The 15,749-nt window shown below is 75.9% G+C and carries 15 protein-coding genes and 1 tRNA gene; 1 reads left to right on the top strand and 15 read right to left on the bottom strand.

The window, feature by feature from the left end; translation table 11 throughout:
• Window positions 1-156: 156 nt before the first annotated feature.
• The 3 genes from GC089_RS06510 to GC089_RS06500 form a co-directional block, all read right to left on the bottom strand.
• On the bottom strand, window positions 157-591 hold the full coding sequence (locus GC089_RS06510) for a hypothetical protein (protein WP_155376941.1): 435 nt from the start codon (window positions 589-591) through the stop codon (window positions 157-159).
• Window positions 592-884: 293 nt separating this feature from the next.
• Window positions 885-2,387, bottom strand: coding sequence for a cell wall metabolism sensor histidine kinase WalK (locus GC089_RS06505; protein WP_230685112.1), 1,503 nt, complete (start codon window positions 2,385-2,387; stop codon window positions 885-887).
• Complete coding sequence (locus GC089_RS06500; protein ID WP_155376940.1) at window positions 2,384-3,154, bottom strand: response regulator transcription factor; 771 nt, start codon at window positions 3,152-3,154, stop codon at window positions 2,384-2,386. The genes GC089_RS06505 and GC089_RS06500 overlap by 4 nt, the downstream gene beginning before the upstream one ends.
• Window positions 3,155-3,329: 175 nt before the next feature.
• On the opposite strand from GC089_RS06500, the gene GC089_RS06495 reads away from it, so the two are divergent.
• The gene (locus GC089_RS06495) at window positions 3,330-4,682 is read left to right on the top strand and encodes a DUF3500 domain-containing protein (protein WP_155376939.1); all 1,353 of its coding nucleotides are present in this window, start codon (window positions 3,330-3,332) and stop codon (window positions 4,680-4,682) included.
• A gap of 119 nt (window positions 4,683-4,801) precedes the next feature.
• Here the strand turns inward: GC089_RS06495 and GC089_RS06490 are convergent, their stop codons facing one another.
• The 12 genes from GC089_RS06490 to rplU all read right to left on the bottom strand — a co-directional run bounded on the left by GC089_RS06490 (window position 4,802) and on the right by rplU (window position 15,714).
• Window positions 4,802-6,955 (bottom strand): hypothetical protein, encoded by a 2,154-nt coding sequence (locus tag GC089_RS06490; protein WP_155376938.1) that lies wholly within the window; start codon window positions 6,953-6,955, stop codon window positions 4,802-4,804.
• A gap of 442 nt (window positions 6,956-7,397) precedes the next feature.
• Window positions 7,398-7,470, bottom strand: a tRNA-Ala gene (locus tag GC089_RS06485).
• 69 nt (window positions 7,471-7,539) lie between these two features.
• Entirely contained in the window at window positions 7,540-8,256 is a 717-nt protein-coding gene (locus tag GC089_RS06480) for a histidine phosphatase family protein (RefSeq protein WP_155376937.1), read from the bottom strand.
• Window positions 8,253-8,639, bottom strand: a complete 387-nt coding sequence (rsfS, locus tag GC089_RS06475; protein WP_155376936.1) for a ribosome silencing factor — start codon at window positions 8,637-8,639, stop codon at window positions 8,253-8,255. Before rsfS ends, GC089_RS06480 begins: the two co-directional genes overlap by 4 nt.
• A 70-nt stretch (window positions 8,640-8,709) precedes the next feature.
• Window positions 8,710-8,970, bottom strand: coding sequence for a hypothetical protein (locus tag GC089_RS06470; RefSeq protein WP_155376935.1), 261 nt, complete (start codon window positions 8,968-8,970; stop codon window positions 8,710-8,712).
• A gap of 952 nt (window positions 8,971-9,922) precedes the next feature.
• Entirely contained in the window at window positions 9,923-10,534 is a 612-nt protein-coding gene (nadD, locus tag GC089_RS06465) for a nicotinate-nucleotide adenylyltransferase (protein ID WP_155378977.1), read from the bottom strand.
• Window positions 10,535-10,539: 5 nt separating this feature from the next.
• A complete protein-coding gene (locus tag GC089_RS18380; RefSeq protein ID WP_196250845.1) occupies window positions 10,540-10,695 on the bottom strand; it encodes a hypothetical protein in 156 nt (51 codons plus the stop codon).
• A 105-nt stretch (window positions 10,696-10,800) separates the two neighbouring features.
• A complete protein-coding gene (locus GC089_RS06460; protein WP_155376934.1) occupies window positions 10,801-12,135 on the bottom strand; it encodes a glutamate-5-semialdehyde dehydrogenase in 1,335 nt (444 codons plus the stop codon).
• A 56-nt stretch (window positions 12,136-12,191) separates the two neighbouring features.
• The gene (gene proB, locus GC089_RS06455) at window positions 12,192-13,331 is read right to left on the bottom strand and encodes a glutamate 5-kinase (RefSeq protein ID WP_155376933.1); all 1,140 of its coding nucleotides are present in this window, start codon (window positions 13,329-13,331) and stop codon (window positions 12,192-12,194) included.
• Between the two features lie 68 nt (window positions 13,332-13,399).
• Window positions 13,400-14,914, bottom strand: coding sequence for a GTPase ObgE (gene obgE, locus GC089_RS06450; RefSeq protein WP_155376932.1), 1,515 nt, complete (start codon window positions 14,912-14,914; stop codon window positions 13,400-13,402).
• Between the two features lie 180 nt (window positions 14,915-15,094).
• Entirely contained in the window at window positions 15,095-15,349 is a 255-nt protein-coding gene (gene rpmA / locus GC089_RS06445) for a 50S ribosomal protein L27 (protein ID WP_136519493.1), read from the bottom strand.
• A gap of 56 nt (window positions 15,350-15,405) precedes the next feature.
• The gene (gene rplU / locus GC089_RS06440) at window positions 15,406-15,714 is read right to left on the bottom strand and encodes a 50S ribosomal protein L21 (RefSeq protein WP_230685207.1); all 309 of its coding nucleotides are present in this window, start codon (window positions 15,712-15,714) and stop codon (window positions 15,406-15,408) included.
• Window positions 15,715-15,749 lie beyond the last annotated feature (35 nt).

Here is a 15,749-nt window from a genome sequence, read left to right as displayed (position 1 = left end):
GCGCCTGGGGCCGCCGTCAGCCGCCGCTGTGCGCGGGCTGTGGAGGGAACGCCGGCGCGGGACGGGTCGCCGCTGCGGACTCAGGGCGCGTCGACATGCCCGTCACAGCGGCGGCACAGCCGCGGCCCGGACCGTGGACCGCGAGGTCGGTGGGGGTCACCGGCCGGAGAGGACACGACCATGAGGATCACGACGAGGATCGCGACGGCCGGTGTGGCCGGTGCCCTGGCCGTGGCGTGCGTCGCCGTGCTGGCGGCGCCGGTCTCGGCGGCCGCCCCCGAGGACGGGACCGTCACCACGCGGGCGCAGGCCGTCGTCGAGGCGCTGTCGGGGCTGATCGAGGACGGGACGCTCACCCAGGACCAGGCCGACGCGGTCGCCACCACGCTCGACGCGTCCGACGCGCTGCGCGGCGGGCACGGCCGCGCCGGTGGCCGCCACGTCGACCTCGCCGCTGCGGCCACGGCGCTCGGCATGACGCAGGACGAGCTGCGCACGGCGCTGGAGGTCGACGGCACCTCCCTCGCCGACGTCGCCGCGGCGCAGGACGTCGAGACGTCCGCGCTGGTGGAGGCCCTGGTCGCCGCGCACACCGAGCGCCTGGCGCAGGAGGTCGCGGACGGCGACCTCACCCAGGCGGAGGCCGACGAGCGGGTCGCGGCGCTGCCCGAGCGGGTCGCCGCCCTCGTCGAGGAGGAGGCCGGACCCGGGGGCGCGGGCACGGCCCGCGCGGCGGTGAGCGGTCGGACGGCGCCGCGGCGGACGAGCCGGCGACCGACGGCACCGCCTCCTGAGTCAGTGCGACGGCCCGGTGCGCGTGGGCGTACCGGGCCGTCGCGTGTCGCACCGTCGTGCTGCGCCGGGGTCGTCCTTCCGGCCGCGGCTCAGGCCGGTGGACCTGGTGGGGCCGCGGGCAGTGCGACGGTGAAGGCGGCTCCCGGCCCTTGTCCGACGTCGACCCGGCCACCGTGGGCGCGCACGACGGCGTCGACGATCGCCAGCCCGAGACCGCTGGACCCCGACCCCGGGGACCGGGCGGCGTCGCCGCGCGCGAAGCGCTGGAAGAGCCGGTGCCGCAGCTCGTCGGGGATCCCGGGGCCGTCGTCGCGGACACTCAGCTCGACGCATCCCTGCGCACCCGGGGCGACGGAGGTGACCACCGTCGTCCCGGGTGGGGTGTGCACGCGGGCGTTGGCGAGCAGGTTGACCAGGACCTGACGGAGCCGGTGCTCGTCACCGAGCACCACGGTGCCGGCAGAGCCCTCGTCCTCCGGGTCGGGCAGCTCGAGGCGCCACACGTGGTCGGGCCCGGCAGCGTGCGCGTCCGACACCGCGTCGAGGGCGAGCGCCGTCAGGTCGACCGGCGCCTCCTCCAGGGGACGCCCGGCGTCGAGGCGGGCGAGCAGGAGCATGTCCTCCACCAGCGTGGTCATGCGACGCGACTCGGACTCGACCCGCTCCAGCGCGCGCACCGCGTCGGCAGGGAGCTCGTCGGGCATCCGCCGGACCAGCTCGGCGTACCCACGGATCGAGGCGAGCGGGGTGCGCAGCTCGTGGCTGGCGTCGGCGACGAACTGACGGACGTGGGTCTCGCTCTCGTGCCGGGCCGCCAGCGCGCCCTCGACGTGGCCGAGGAGCCGGTTGAGCGCGAGGCCGACCTGCCCGACCTCCGTCGCACGGTCGGTGTCCGCATCGGGGACACGCTCGAGGACGGCGACCTCCCCGCGGTGCAGGGGCACGTCGGACACGCGTGTCGCGGTCGCGGCGACCCGGTCCAGCGGGCGCAGCTCACGGCGCACCAGCACTCCGCCTGCGACCGCTGCGAGCAGGATGCCGAGCGCCGCGATCACCACCTCGGCGGCGACGAAGTCCTCGACCGTGCCGAGGGCGTCCCGCAGCGACAGACCGGTCACGACCAGGCGCCCGTCGCTCGTCGTGGCGCCGACGACGCGGTAGCGACCCAGCCCCGGCAGGTCGACCGCCCGCGGCTCGCCGTCGGTCGGGACGCCCCCGAGGACGTCCGCCTGCTCGGCGGTCAACGACCGGTACTCGCCGTCGTCGTCGATGTAGGCGGCCCTCGTCGTGCCGTCGACGACCTCGAGGGCGATCGTGCCCGCCGCCTGCCCCGGCGCGCCCAGGCCCGGAGGTGGGCGGCGCGCCTGCGTGCCGTCGACGGCCTGCGGGTCCGGCGACCACGGGACGCCGGCGCCCGGCCCGGCGCGCACGCCACCGGCCCGCTGCCCCGCGGCGCGCACCTGGTCGTCGAGCTGCGCCACGAGCGTGGCACGCAGCGCGAGGGTGGAGATGGCGCCCGTGGCCGCCGTGACGCCCACGAGCAGGGCGACGAGGACGGTGACGAGCCGGCGCCGGAGCGTCCAGCGCGTCACGTCGACGGGACGGCGTCGCCCGTCGCCGGCTCGGCGGGACGCAGGACGTACCCGACGCCGCGCACGGTGTGGATCATCGGGGCGCGTCCGGCGTCGATCTTGCGCCGCAGGTAGGAGACGTACAGCTCGACGATGTTGGCCTGACCGCCGAAGTCGTACTGCCACACCCGGTCGAGGATCTGCGCCTTGGACAGCACCCGACGCGGGTTGCGCAGGAAGAACCGCAGGAGCTCGAACTCCGTGGCGGTCAGGTGGACCGGCTCACCGTCGCGCCACACCTCGTGACCGTCCTCGTCCATCCGCAGACCGCCGACCACCAGGTCGGTGTCCTCCGCGGGGGCCGTCGCCCCGGACCGGCGCAGCAGAGCCCGCAGCCGGGCGACGACCTCCTCCAGGCTGAACGGCTTCGTCACGTAGTCGTCCCCGCCGGCGGTCAGGCCCGCGACACGGTCCTCGATCGCGTCCTTCGCCGTCAGGAACAGCACCGGGACGTCCGGGTGCACCTGGCGGATGCGGTGCAGCACCTGCAGCCCCGTCATGTCGGGCAGCATCACGTCCAGGACGATGACGTCGGGGCGCTCCCCACGCGCCGCCCGCAGGGCCGCCTGGCCGGTCGCCGCCGTCTGCACCTGCCACCCCTCGTACCGCAGGACGGTGGCCAGCAGGTCCCCGATCGCCGGCTCGTCGTCGACGACGAGGGCCTGGACAGGCGATCCGTCGGGGCGCACGTCCGTCCGGCGGGCGGCGGCGCGGGTGTTCGCGGTCATGCCGCCCAGCCTGCTGGTCCGGCCGGTGCGCCGCCTGGGTCGTCCCTGTGAAACGGCTGTGGACCTGTGCCTCACCTCCCGCGGCGTCGTCGGCCTCGACGCGCACCGCGGCTCTCACCGACGTCGCACACCCGTCCCACAGGAGGCACCAAGAGAGGATCCGCACGATCGAGCCATGACGACGAACACCGAACCCACCCAGCGCCCCCGGCGCACGACCAGGGCCCTCGCAGGTGCGACCAGCCTGCTCCTCCTGGGCGGCCTCCTGCTCAGCGGCTGCGCCACCGAGACGGCCGCCTCCTCGACCTCGACGTCGAGCACGACGACCTCCGCCACGACGGCGTCCGGCTCGAGCTCCGGCTCGACGGTCGCGGCCGCCGCCCGGCAGGTCACCAGCTCGACCGCGAGCACGACCGCCGAGACGATCACGAACACCTCCGCCGCGGTCGAGGCGTTCCTGGCGACCCTGTCGGACGAGCAGGTCGAGGCGGTGACCTACGACTACGACGACCCGACCAAGTCCACGTCGTGGTCGAACTTCCCCGTCACGTTCGTCGACCGGGCCGGCCTCAACGTCGCCGACCTGACCGAGGAACAGCAGGTCGCCGCGCTGCAGGTCCTCGAGGCGCTGCTCAGCGACGAGGGCTACGCGACGGTGTCGAACATCATCGCCGGCGACCAGTACCTCGCGGACGCCAGCAGCAGCACCGAGGACTCCCTCGGCCAGTACTACCTCGCGGTCTTCGGCGACGCGTCCTCCGGCAGCGCCTACGAGGTCCAGTTCGGTGGCCACCACCTCGGCATCAACGCCACCCTCGACGCCGGCGCGGACGCCATCACGTTCGCCCCCACGCACCTGGGCACCCAGCCCGAGGTCTGGACGAGCGCCGACGGCACCCAGGTCGAGACCTTCGGCACCATGTACACGACCGCGTTCGCGTTCTACGACAGCCTGACCGACGAGCAGAAGGCCGCCCTCTACCAGGGCGAGGACGTCCAGGCCATGGTCTGCGCCCCCGGCAGCACCTGCACGTACCCGACCGGCACCGGCCTGGCCGGTTCCAGCCTGACCGACGAGCAGAAGCAGCTGCTGCTCGACGTCGTCGCCAACTGGGTCGGCCTGGCCGACGAGCAGACCACCGCGGCCGCCCTCGCCGAGATCGAGGCCACCCTCGACCAGACGTACGTCAGCTGGTCCGGTGCCACGGTCTACGACATGACGCAGGGCGACGGCATCTCCTTCCAGATCTCCGGCCCGGACGTCTACATCGAGTTCGCCTCCCAGCAGGGCTCGGCCGGCGCCGACGTCGAGGGCGTGGTGACCTCCGGCTGGGGCCACGTCCACACCATCTACCGCGACCCGGGCAACGACTACGCGAACAGCGTCGAGCAGCAGGAGGCCACGGGCGGCATGGGCGGCGGCGCACCGGCGGGCGGAGGGCCCGCCGGCGGCGGCACTCCCCCGGCCGGCGGCCCCGGCGGCACGCCGCCGGGGCCGGGCGCGGACCTGCCTGCGACAGAGGGCTGAGCCGGCACTCGAGCACCTCAGCGGCGGCGCGGACCCTCCCTCGGTCCGCGCCGCCGCCCGCGTGCGCGGGCCCGCGGCGACCGAACGACGCCGACATCGCGGCCGGCCGCTCCTCACGGTCAGCGGCGCGGTTCGCGCCCGTAAAGGAGCTCGCGCAGGTCGAGCGCCGTGACCAGCGCCCAGTCCTGGTCGTTCGCCAGCGGGTCCCACCGGGCCCCGCGCACCCCGTCGACGCTCAGCGGGTTGGAGTACGCGCAGCTGGCCGAGCCGTCGGCGAAGAACGTCAGGAGCGTGGCACGCGAGGTCGCCCGGGCCCGGTCGGCCCGTTCCGGCTCGCCCCACGCGCGCGAGGCGAGCCCCTGCACCCACGCGCTCTGGGCCGCCCAGTGGTGCGGCATCGTGTCGCCCCAGATCGGGTCGATGCCGAACCAGTAGCCGTCCCAGTGCCGGATCGGCACGCCGTGCGTGCGGGCGTCGGGCTGGTCGCCGTCGAACTGCTCGAGCAGGTGCACGTGCTCCCGGGCACCGTCTGCGTACGCCCGGTCCCCCGTCGCGAGCGCGACCTCGAGGAGGACGGCGGCCGCCGGCGCCACGATCGACTGCTCGTACGGCACCTCGGACGTCGGGTACGACGTCCCGTGGGCGAGCAGGGCGTCCCCGTGCCGGCGGAACAGGTCCAGGAGCTCGGCCTCGGCGTCGGTCCGGCCGGCGCGCCGCACCGCCTCGACCCCGCGCAGCACAGGCAGCGCGATCGGGTAGAAGTGCGTGCCGCCGCGTGCGTAGAAGGCCCGCACGGTGCGCAGGAAGCGGTCGAGGTGCTCCGTCGAGCCGTCGAGCTCGAAGCACTCCAACCACAGGCGGGCGACCCACGGGTAGTTGTACAGCCGCACGAAGGTCCGGTCCGTCGACGAGTCGTGCACGGTGCCGTCGGGGTCCTGCAGGTACCCGGCGACGAAGCCGGTGTAGCGCTCGAGCGCGGGGCGGAGCGTGTCGTGCCCCGCGGCGACGGCCTGCGCGAGCAGCACCCCCATGCCGAGGCGCTCCCGGCCCTCGTTGAGGTCGGCGCGCGTGCTGCGCACCATGCCGCCGGCCCGGTTGTCGTACGGCAGGAGGGCCCCGTGCAGCGGGGTGGACGGCTCGTCGACCTGCTGGCGGTCGGCGACGAACGTCGCCCGGCGCGCGACCAGGTCGTCGAGGTCGGGCAGGAAGCCGACCGTCGCGACCGCGTCCGGCGCCGACGGGTCGCCGAGCGCGACCTCGACCAGCCCCGGCGCATCGGCCTCGAGGACGATCCGACCGTCGTCGGCGGTCGTCGCGGGCGTCCAGCGCTCCGCGCCGACCGGCCGGACGTGCGCGGGGACGTCCACCGGCGCCTCGACGACGAGGCGCGAGCCCACGGTCGTCGTCGCGCCGTCCGCGAGCACGAGGTCCGGACTGCCCGCGATGGTGCGGCGCCGCCGGTGGAAGTCGTCCGGGCCTGTGTGCCGGAAGACGGCCCAGGCCAGGGTCAGCACGCCGCCGGGCTGGAGCACGACGGGCTCCGCTCCAGGGCTGCCCGCCGGCTGCATCGAGTCCCGCACGACGAGCGCGAGGTCCCCGCGGACGGCGGAGCCGGTCAGGACGCCCGCGCCGTCGAGCGCGTACCCCGCGACGGCTCCCTCGGTCAGCGCCAGCCCCAGATGGTCGCCGCGGCCGGACATGCGCCCGGCCCGGACCCAGGAACGACCGCCCGCCGCGTGCACGTGGGCGTGCGCGTGCGTGTCTAGGCCCGCCGCGCCCGCGACCAGGTCGGTGCGGAACGGCACGTAGACGGCGAGCCGCCCGACGTCGAGCGGCGCCGAGGTGGTGCGCAGGTCGTAGCGCTCGCGCAGCACGCCGTCCTCGAGTGTCCGAGTGACGTCGACGGCGACGCCGGCGACCCGGTAGCGCGACACCACCTCGTCGCGGGACGTGCGCTCGACGTGGACGGCGCGCTGCCAGCGCCGCAGGAGCACCTGCTCCCGCAGCGGCTCGCTGACGTAGCCGAGGCCCCACCCGTGCCCGGCCGGCTGCCACGGGTCGTCGGGGCCGGTCACCCAGTTCATCGCGTGCGGGTCGTCGGGCATCTCCAGCCGCGTCACCGCACCGGTGACGGGGTCGATCTCGACCCGCAGCGACGCGTCCACGAGCGTGACGGGCGACGTCGCGCGGAGGGCCTCGCCACTCACGCGGCGTTCCGTGTCGCGGGCGTCGGCCCCCGACGCGACGCCCGCCTCGTGACGCGCTCGCGCCATGTCTGCTCCCCCGATCGCGACGCACCGCGACGCGCGTCAGTGCGCGTCCACTCCGGGCGTGCGACCGACGGTAGCGGCGCGACCACGCCCACGGGAAGCATGGGTTTGAAACGTCTCAAGAGCCCCGGCGAGACCTCTTCCCGCGCGTGCGACCGGGCCGTGGCGGCCGGGGGCGGGCCGTCGCCACTCATCGGCGCCGCGCGTTTCGACCAGCAGTTCGAGTCTTCGGTCTCGTGACCCGCTGCGACGCGCTCCACGCCGATGCGGGCGCCGGGCGGACGCGGACCTCCTGCGCACCTGCGCTGCTGTTACCCGACGAGTTCCGGGCTCACCTAGGCAGACACGTATGCGGGCACACCGCCATCCGCGTCCATCTTCCGTCCACAGCAGCACAAAGGCCGCCCCTCCGTACGGAGGAACGGCCTCTGACCTGCTCTTTCGGTGGAGCTGAGGGGACTCGAACCCCTGACCCCCTGCATGCCATGCAGGTGCGCTACCAGCTGCGCCACAGCCCCGTGGTCCTCGCGGACCCCGTGCGCCCCGTGAGGCGCTCAGGAAGCATAGGACGTCTTGGCCCCGAAACGCTAATCGGGGTCGCGCGTCTCGGCGTCGGCGCCCTCGTCGGCGGCCGGCAGGTCCGGTCCCGCGTTCCAGTCGGAGGACGCGTCCGTCGGCCCGAGGTTGTAGCCGTGCAGGCGCCAGCCCGGCTCGGCGTCGGAGCGGTCGGCCGCGAGCTCGGCCCAGTGCGCGTTGAGCATGCCGACGACACCGCGCCAGTGCGGCGGCTGCCCGAGCAGGTCCGCGACGACCGAGCCGATCGCGGCGCCGTGCGACACGACGACGACGGTCCCCTCCCGGCCCACGCGGGCCGCGTGCTCGCGCACGGCGGCGCCCACCCGCGACGCGACCTCCGCCCGGCTCTCCGCGCCGACCCCGGCCGGGTCGCCCCCGGCGCGCCACACGGCGAACTCCTCGGGCCAGCGCGCCTCGATCTCGTGCCCCGTCAGGCCCTCCCACACGCCGAAGCCGCGCTCACGCACCCGCGGGTCGCGCTCGACGGGCATGTCGAGGACGCGTCCGAGCGCGTCGGCCGTCTCGGCCGCGCGGGACAGGTCGGAGCTGACGACCAGCGTCGGGGTGTAGCGGGCGGCGATCCGGGCCGCCGCCGTGCGCGCCTGCCACCGGCCGGCGTCGTCGAGCGGGATGTCGACCTGCCCCTGCAGGCGGGCGGTCGCGTTGTACGCCGTGCGGCCGTGCCGCCACAGCAGGAGACGTCCGGCGCGGGCGCCGGCGGTGCTCACGCCTCGCCGTCCTGCGCGCCCCGCTCGTCCGCCGGCAGCTCGATGACCGGGCAGTCCTTCCACAGCCGCTCGAGCGCGTAGTAGACGCGGTCCTCGGCGTGCTGCACGTGCACGACCACGTCACCGAAGTCGATCAGCACCCAGCGCCCCTGCCCCTTGCCCTCGCGCCGCACGGGCTTGGCGCCGATCTTGTGCAGGGCCTCCTCGACGGCGTCGACGATCGCGCCGACCTGCCGCTCGTTGGTCCCGGAGGCGATGAGGAAGACGTCGGTCAGCACGAGCTGCTCGCTGACGTCGAGCGCGATGATCTCCTGCGCCTTCAGGTCGGACGCGGCACGGGCGGCCGCGTGGGCCAGCTCGATCGCACGGGTGCTCGCGGGCACGGGTCTCCTCGGGGTCGTCGGTGCCGGGCGGCGCCGGGTCGGTGGCGGGCGACGTGCGCCCGCGCGACGGTCAGAGCGGTGGTGCGCCCCCGCCCAGCAGCAGCGACAGCGCCGGGACGACAGCCGCCGTCTCGTCGCCGCGCGCCCTGATGAGCAGCAGCATGATGAGGAAGCCGAGGACGAACGCGACCAGCGCGAGGACCAGCAGGTGCAGCCACGTGTACGGGTGGCGGCGGCGCTCCCGCTCGTCCTCGAGGTCGTCCTCGTCGTCGTGGTGCTCGTCCGCGGGGGCGGCCGGGCGGCCCCACGGCGTCGACGCCTCGTCCCGCACGGGGACGACCGGATCCGGCGCGCCGGCAGGCGTCCGGGACGGCGCGGCCGGTGCCGGCGCGCCGGCCGCGGCTGCCGCCTCGGGGCGCGCGCCGGCGCCGGCGAGGCCCTGCGGACCCGGTGCCGCGGAGGCCGTCGTGCCGGCGCTCGCCCCCCACACCGGCCCCGGCTGCGCGGGCGCCGGGACGGGACGCGGCGCGGACGACGCGGTGCGCCCGCCCGTCGGCGCCGAGGGCGCCGCCGCGGGCGGCGCCTCCGTCGGCGTCCATGTGCCGCTCGCCCCGCCGCTGCCCCCCGTGCCACCCCACGCCGAGGTGCGGGGCGGGGTGGGCTGGGCGGCCGGCGGCGCGGACGAGGCCCAGCTCGGGCCGGCGGGCGTCCCGCCGTCCCGCGGGCCCCAGGGACGCGCGTCGGGCGCCGCCGTCGGTCGCGCCTCGGGTGCGCTGGTCGGAGCCCAGCCGCGGGGCGCGCCGGCCCCCGGGGCGCCCGGGGCCGGCACCGGCCCGCCGGGCGCGGCCGTCGGACGAGGACGAGCCTCCGGGCGCGGTGCGGCCGCGGGCGGCGGCGCGGAGGCCTGCCACGTGCCGGGCGCCGGCCGCGCGGGCGACGTCGGGTCCAGCGAGGGGTCCCGGTAGGAGCGTCGGGAACGGGCGGCCGCGTCGGCGGCGCCGCCTGGGCCGGGCGCGGGCTGCGGCGCCGGGACCGGACCGCGCGGGGCCGGTGCGGACGGCGCCGGCGGACCGGCGCTCCACGACGGCGTGCCGCCCTGCGGCGGGGTCGCGCTCGTCCCCGCGGGCGGGGTGACCAGGCGACTGCGCATGGCGCGCCGCGACCCCGGTGCGGGCGACTCGCCGCCCGGCGTGCTCACCGGGGCCGGACCGCCCGGCGCGGTCGTGGGCGCGCCCTCCAGGGCGGCCCGCTCCATCTCGCGACGGCGGCGACGCTCTCCGGGTTCACTCATCACGACCTCGATACAACCTGTGCTTGGCGATGTACTGGACCACCCCGTCCGGGACGAGGTACCACACCGGCTCCCCCGCACGAGCACGTGCACGGACGTCGGTCGAGGAGATCGCCAGGGCGGGGACCTCCGACACGTCGACCCGCCCCGCGGGCAGGCCGGCGACCGACAACGCGTGGCCGGGACGGGTGACCGCCACGAACCGCGCCATGTCGAAGAGCTCGGCAGCATCCTTCCACGTGAGGATCTGGGCGATCGCGTCGGCTCCGGTGATGAAGTAGAGGTCGGCGTCCGGACGCTCCGCCTTGAGGTCCCGCAGCGTGTCGACCGTGTAGGTGAGCCCCGGACGGTCGACGTCCACGCGGCTCACGGTGAAGCGCGGGTTCGACGCCGTGGCGATCACCGTCATGAGGTAGCGGTGCTCGGCCGCCGTGACCGCCGTGTCCTGCTTGAACGACGGCTGGCCGGTGGGCACGAACACGACCTCGTCGAGCGCGAAGCGCGCGGCGACCTCGCTCGCCGCGACGAGGTGACCGTGGTGGATGGGGTCGAACGTGCCGCCCATCACCCCGATGCGCGGCGCGTGACCCTCGGCTGCGGACAGCACCGTCAGTGGCGCGACCCGACGCTGCGGAAGGCGTACGTGATGAGCAGCAGCGCGAGCAGCCCCACGAAGCCCCCGACGCCGAAGACGACGGGCGGGAAGGGGAGCTCGGTCCCGTGGGCGGCGGCCTCCTCGGCCGCAGCGATCAGGGTGGCGTGCACGTCGTCCTCCTGGGGTCGTCGGGTGGCGGTGGCCGGTGCGTCGTGGCCCGGCCGGCGGTCGGCGCCACGGCGTCCCAGTGTCGCACGGGCGCCGCGGCCTGTCGGTCAGGGCCGCACGTGCCCGTCGCCGTGCACCACCCACTTGGTGGTGGTGAGCTCGGCCAGGCCCATAGGGCCACGCGCGTGGAGCTTCTGCGTGGAGATGCCGATCTCGGCGCCCAGCCCCAGCTGGCCGCCGTCCGTGAAGCGGGTGGACGCGTTGACCATGACCGCGGCCGAGTCGACCTCGGCGACGAACCGCTCGCTCGCCGCGAGGTCACGCGTGACGATCGCCTCCGTGTGGCCCGAGCTCCACGTGCGGATGTGCTCGAGCGCCTCGTCGAGGTCGTCGACGACGCGCACGGCCAGGTCGAGCGCGAGGTACTCGGTCGCCCAGTCGTGGTCGGTGGCGGGGACGACGGCGACGCCCGCGGGGGCCAGCTCCTGCGTGCGCGCGTCCCCGTGCAGCGTGACGCCCGCCTCGGCGAGCGCCGTCAGCGCGGACGGGAGGAAGCCCTCGGCCGCGTCCCGGTGGACGAGCAGCGTCTCCGCCGCGTTGCACACGCCCACGCGCTGCGTCTTCGCGTTGAGCAGGATCGGCAGCGCGACGGCCGGGTCGGCGGATGCGTCGACGTACACGTGCACGTTCCCGACCCCCGTCTCGATGACGGGCACGGTGGACTCGCGCACCACGGTGGCGATGAGGTCGGCGCCGCCGCGCGGCACCAGGACGTCGACCAGCCCGCGCGCGTGCATGAGCGCGACGGCGCCCTCGCGGCCCCACCCGTCGATCGACTGCACGAGGTCGCCCGGCAGCCCCCGGGCCTCGAGCGCGCCGGCGAGGACCGCCACGATCGCCGCGTTGCTGCTCGCCGCGGCGGACCCGCCGCGCAGCACGACCGCGTTCCCGCTCTTCAGCGCCAGGCCCGCGGCGTCGACGGTCACGTTCGGCCGCGCCTCGTAGATCATCCCGACCACGCCCATCGGGACCCGCAGCTGGCGCAGCCGCAGCCCGTTCGGCAGCGTCGCGCCGCGCACGACCTCGCCCACGGGGTCCGGCAGGCCCGCCAGCTCGCGCAGCGCGTCCGCGATCGCACCGATGCGCGCCGGGTCGAGGGCGAGCCGGTCGAGCAGCCCGGGCGACATGCCGGCGGCACGGCCACGCGCGAGGTCGTCCGCGTTCGCGGCGACGATCGGGTCCGCCGCGGCCACCAGCGCGTCCGCCATCGCGTGCAGGGCGGCGTCCTTGGTCGCCCGGGTGGCGGTCGCGAGGCTGCGCGCGGCGACCTTCGCACGGCGCGCGACCGCGAGCACCGCCTCCTGCGCACCGCCCGCCGCACCCGGTGCCGGCGCCGCGCCGGACGCGGTCGACGGTGCCGTGGGCTCGAGCTGCGTCGTCATGAGGCCAGGGTAGTCCGCGGGCGGGGGCCGGCCGGGGGCCGTCCGGCGGGTGGCCGTCAGCGCCGGCGGCGGACGAGGACGAGGTCGTCCCGGTGGACGAGCTCACGGTCGTAGCCCGGGCCGAGCGCGTCCCGCAGGTCCCCCGTCGAGCGCCCCAGCAGCTGCGGCACCTCGTCGGCCGCGTACGACACCAGGCCCCGCGCCACCACGGCGCCGGCGCCGTCCACCAGCTCCACGGGGTCCCCCGCCTCGAACGCACCCTCGACGCCGGTGACGCCGGCCGGCAGCAGCGACGTGCCGCGCTCGACGACGGCGCGCACCGCCCCGTCGTCCAGCACGAGCCGCCCGTGCGTGCGGGCCGCGTGCGCGAGCCACAGCCGACGGATCGACGACCGCCGCCCCGTCGCCGCGAACCACGTGCCGACGTCCTCCCCGGCCAGCGCCTGCCGCGCCAGCACGGCCGAGGTGAGCACGACCGGGATGCCCGACTGCGTGGCGATGGCCACCGAGTCCAGCTTGGTCACCATGCCGCCCGTGCCGACCGCGCTCCCCCGGGACGACACGTCCACGCCCGCGACGTCCGCCGGCCCGCGCACCTCCGCGATGCGCCGGGACCCCGGCCGCGACGGCGGGCCCGTGTACAGCGCGTCGACGTCCGTGAGCAGCGCGAGCGCGTCCGCGTGCACGAGGTGGGACACGAGCGCCGCCAGCCGGTCGTTGTCGCCGAACCGGATCTCGTCCGTGGCGACCGCGTCGTTCTCGTTGATGATCGGCACGACGCCGAGGTCGAGCAGGCGCGTGAGCGCGCGGTGGGCGTTGCGGTACTGCCCGCGCCGCCACGTGTCCTCGGCGGTGAGCAGCACCTGCGCGACGCGCAGCCCGTGCGCGCCGAACGCCCGCGTGTAGTGCGCGACGAGCAGCCCCTGACCCACGGACGCGGCGGCCTGCTGGGTCGCCAGGTCCCGGGGGCGCGCGGCCAGGCCGAGCGGTCCGATGCCGGCGGCGATCGCGCCGGACGAGACGAGCACGACCTGGGTGCCGGCGGCGCGGCGCTCGGCCAGGACGTCGACGACGGCGCGCAGCCGCTCGGGGTCGAGGTGACCGTCGGGCGTCGTCAGGGACGACGACCCGACCTTGACGACGAGCCGGCCCGCGGCCGGCAGCTGGTCACGGCCCTGCAGGGCGGCGGAGCTCACCCGGCCATGATGCCGCCCCACCGCCGCGCGACCCGACGCCTTTCCGGTGCCCGGACGCGCGGCGTGCGTCACTCGGGCTCGGTCCAGACGCCCTGCTCGCGCTCCGTCCACAGCTCGGCGCGCGCGGCCGCCTTGGCGTCCATCCGCTCCTTGTACTCCTGGCGCTTCTCGCCGCGCGTCGGACGCGCGCGCTCCTCGAGCCGCAGGTCGGACCCGCGCGGCCCGCCGAGCAGCTCCGAGCCGGTGAGCAGCGTCGGCTCCCAGTCGAAGACGACGGCGTTCTCCTCCGGGCCGATGCGCACCTCGTCGCCGGCCACGGCGCCCGCCTCGTAGAGCTTGTCCTCGACGCCGAGCCGGGCGAGCCGGTCGGCGAGGTAGCCCACGGCCTCGTCGTTGGAGAAGTCGGTCTGACGGACCCAGCGCTCGGGCTTCTCACCGCGCACCGCGAACCAGACCTGCCCGCCCGCCTCGCGCCGGGTGACGGTGAACCCGGACTCGTCGACGGCACGCGGACGCAGCACGACCCGCGTGGGCTCGGGCGCGGGCGCCGCGCGTCGCGCCGCCTCGACGCGCTCGGCGAGCGCGAACGTCAGCGGGCGCAGGCCCTCGTGGCTCGCGGTGGAGACCTCGAGCACCGGCAGGCCACGGGCCTCGAGCTCGGGCCGGACCAGGTCGGCGAGCTCGCGCGCCTCGGGGACGTCGATCTTGTTGAGCACCACGACGCGCGGACGCTGCGCGAGCGGCACGCCGCCGGCGGCCACCTCGAGGTCCTCCGCGTAGGCCGCGAGCTCGGCCTCGATCACGTCGAGGTCGGTCAGCGGGTCGCGGCCGGGCTCGAGGGTCGCGCAGTCGAGCACGTGCACGACGACGGCGCAGCGCTCGATGTGCCGCAGGAACTCCAGGCCCAGGCCCTTGCCCTGCGACGCGCCGGGGATGAGCCCGGGGACGTCGGCGACCGTGAAGCGCGCGTCACCCGCCTGCACGACGCCGAGGTTCGGCACGAGCGTCGTGAACGGGTAGTCCGCGATCTTGGGCCGCGCGGCCGAGATCGCCGCGACCAGGCTCGACTTGCCGGCGCTCGGGAAGCCGACGAGCGCGACGTCGGCGATCGTCTTGAGCTCGAGGACGACGTCCGCCTCCTCGCCCGGCTCGCCGAGCAGGGCGAAGCCCGGGGCCTTGCGCCGCGGCGACGCGAGCGCCGCGTTGCCCAGCCCGCCCCGCCCACCGGCCGCGACCACGTAGCGCGCGCCGGCGCCGACGAGGTCGGCCAGGACGCGCCCGTCGGTCGACTTCACGACCGTGCCGTCCGGCACGCCGAGGACGAGGTCCTCCGCCGTCGCGCCGTTGCGGTGGTCCCCCATGCCCTGGGTGCCGTTGCCCGCGTGGCGGTGCGGCAGGTGGTGGAACGGCAGGAGGGTCGTGACCTGCGGGTCGACCTCGAGGATCACGGAGCCGCCGTTGCCCCCGTTCCCGCCGTCGGGGCCCGCCAGGGGCTTGAACTTCTCGCGGTGGACGGACGCGCAGCCGTGCCCCCCGTCACCGCCGGCCGCGTGCAGCACGACCCGGTCGACGAACGTCGCCACGGTGTGTCCTCCTCCGGCGCGGGTGCGCCTGCCTCGTCCTGGCCGGCGCCCTCGGTCGGGCCCGGTCCACGTGCGGGTGAGGGGGCGGCGGGTGCCGCTCCGCCTCCTCGATCGTCACACACGACGAAGGGGCGCACCGCACCGGTGCGCCCCTTCGTCAGCGATCGGGTGTGTCGCGCCTCAGAGGTCCGCGACGACGTCGACGACCTTGCGGCCGCGACGGGTGCCGAAGGCGACCGCACCGGCGGTCAGCGCGAACAGCGTGTCGTCGCCGCCACGGCCCACGTTGGCGCCCGGGTGGAAGTGCGTGCCGCGCTGGCGGACGAGGATCTCGCCGGCCTTGACGACCTGACCGCCGAAGCGCTTGACGCCGAGGCGCTGCGCGTTCGAGTCGCGACCGTTGCGCGAGGAGCTCGCGCCCTTCTTGTGTGCCATGACTGACCTGCTCTCTTGCTACGGGACGACGGGGAGAGCCGCTCGCGCGGCCCCGCTCACTGGATGCCGGTGACCTTCAGGCGGGTCAGCTTCTGGCGGTGACCCTGGCGCTTGCGGTAGCCGGTCTTGTTCTTGTACTTGAGGATGTCGATCTTCGGGCCCTTCTCGTCCCGGACGACCTCCGCCGTCACCGTCACCGCGGCCAGGGCCGCGGCGTCGGTCGTGACCTTCTCGCCGTCGACGAGCAGGAGCGCCGGCAGCTGGACCGTCGACCCCGTCTCCGCGGAGAGGCGGTCGACGACGACGACGTCGCCCACGGCGACCTTCTCCTGGCGGCCGCCGGCCTTCACGATCGCGTACACCACGTTGCTGCTCATCTCTGCTCGTCGGACCTTCGGTA

Source organism: Cellulomonas sp. JZ18, assembly GCF_009720485.1.
Classification (GTDB): domain Bacteria; phylum Actinomycetota; class Actinomycetes; order Actinomycetales; family Cellulomonadaceae; genus Cellulomonas.
This window is presented reverse-complemented; position numbering and strand designations above follow the sequence as displayed.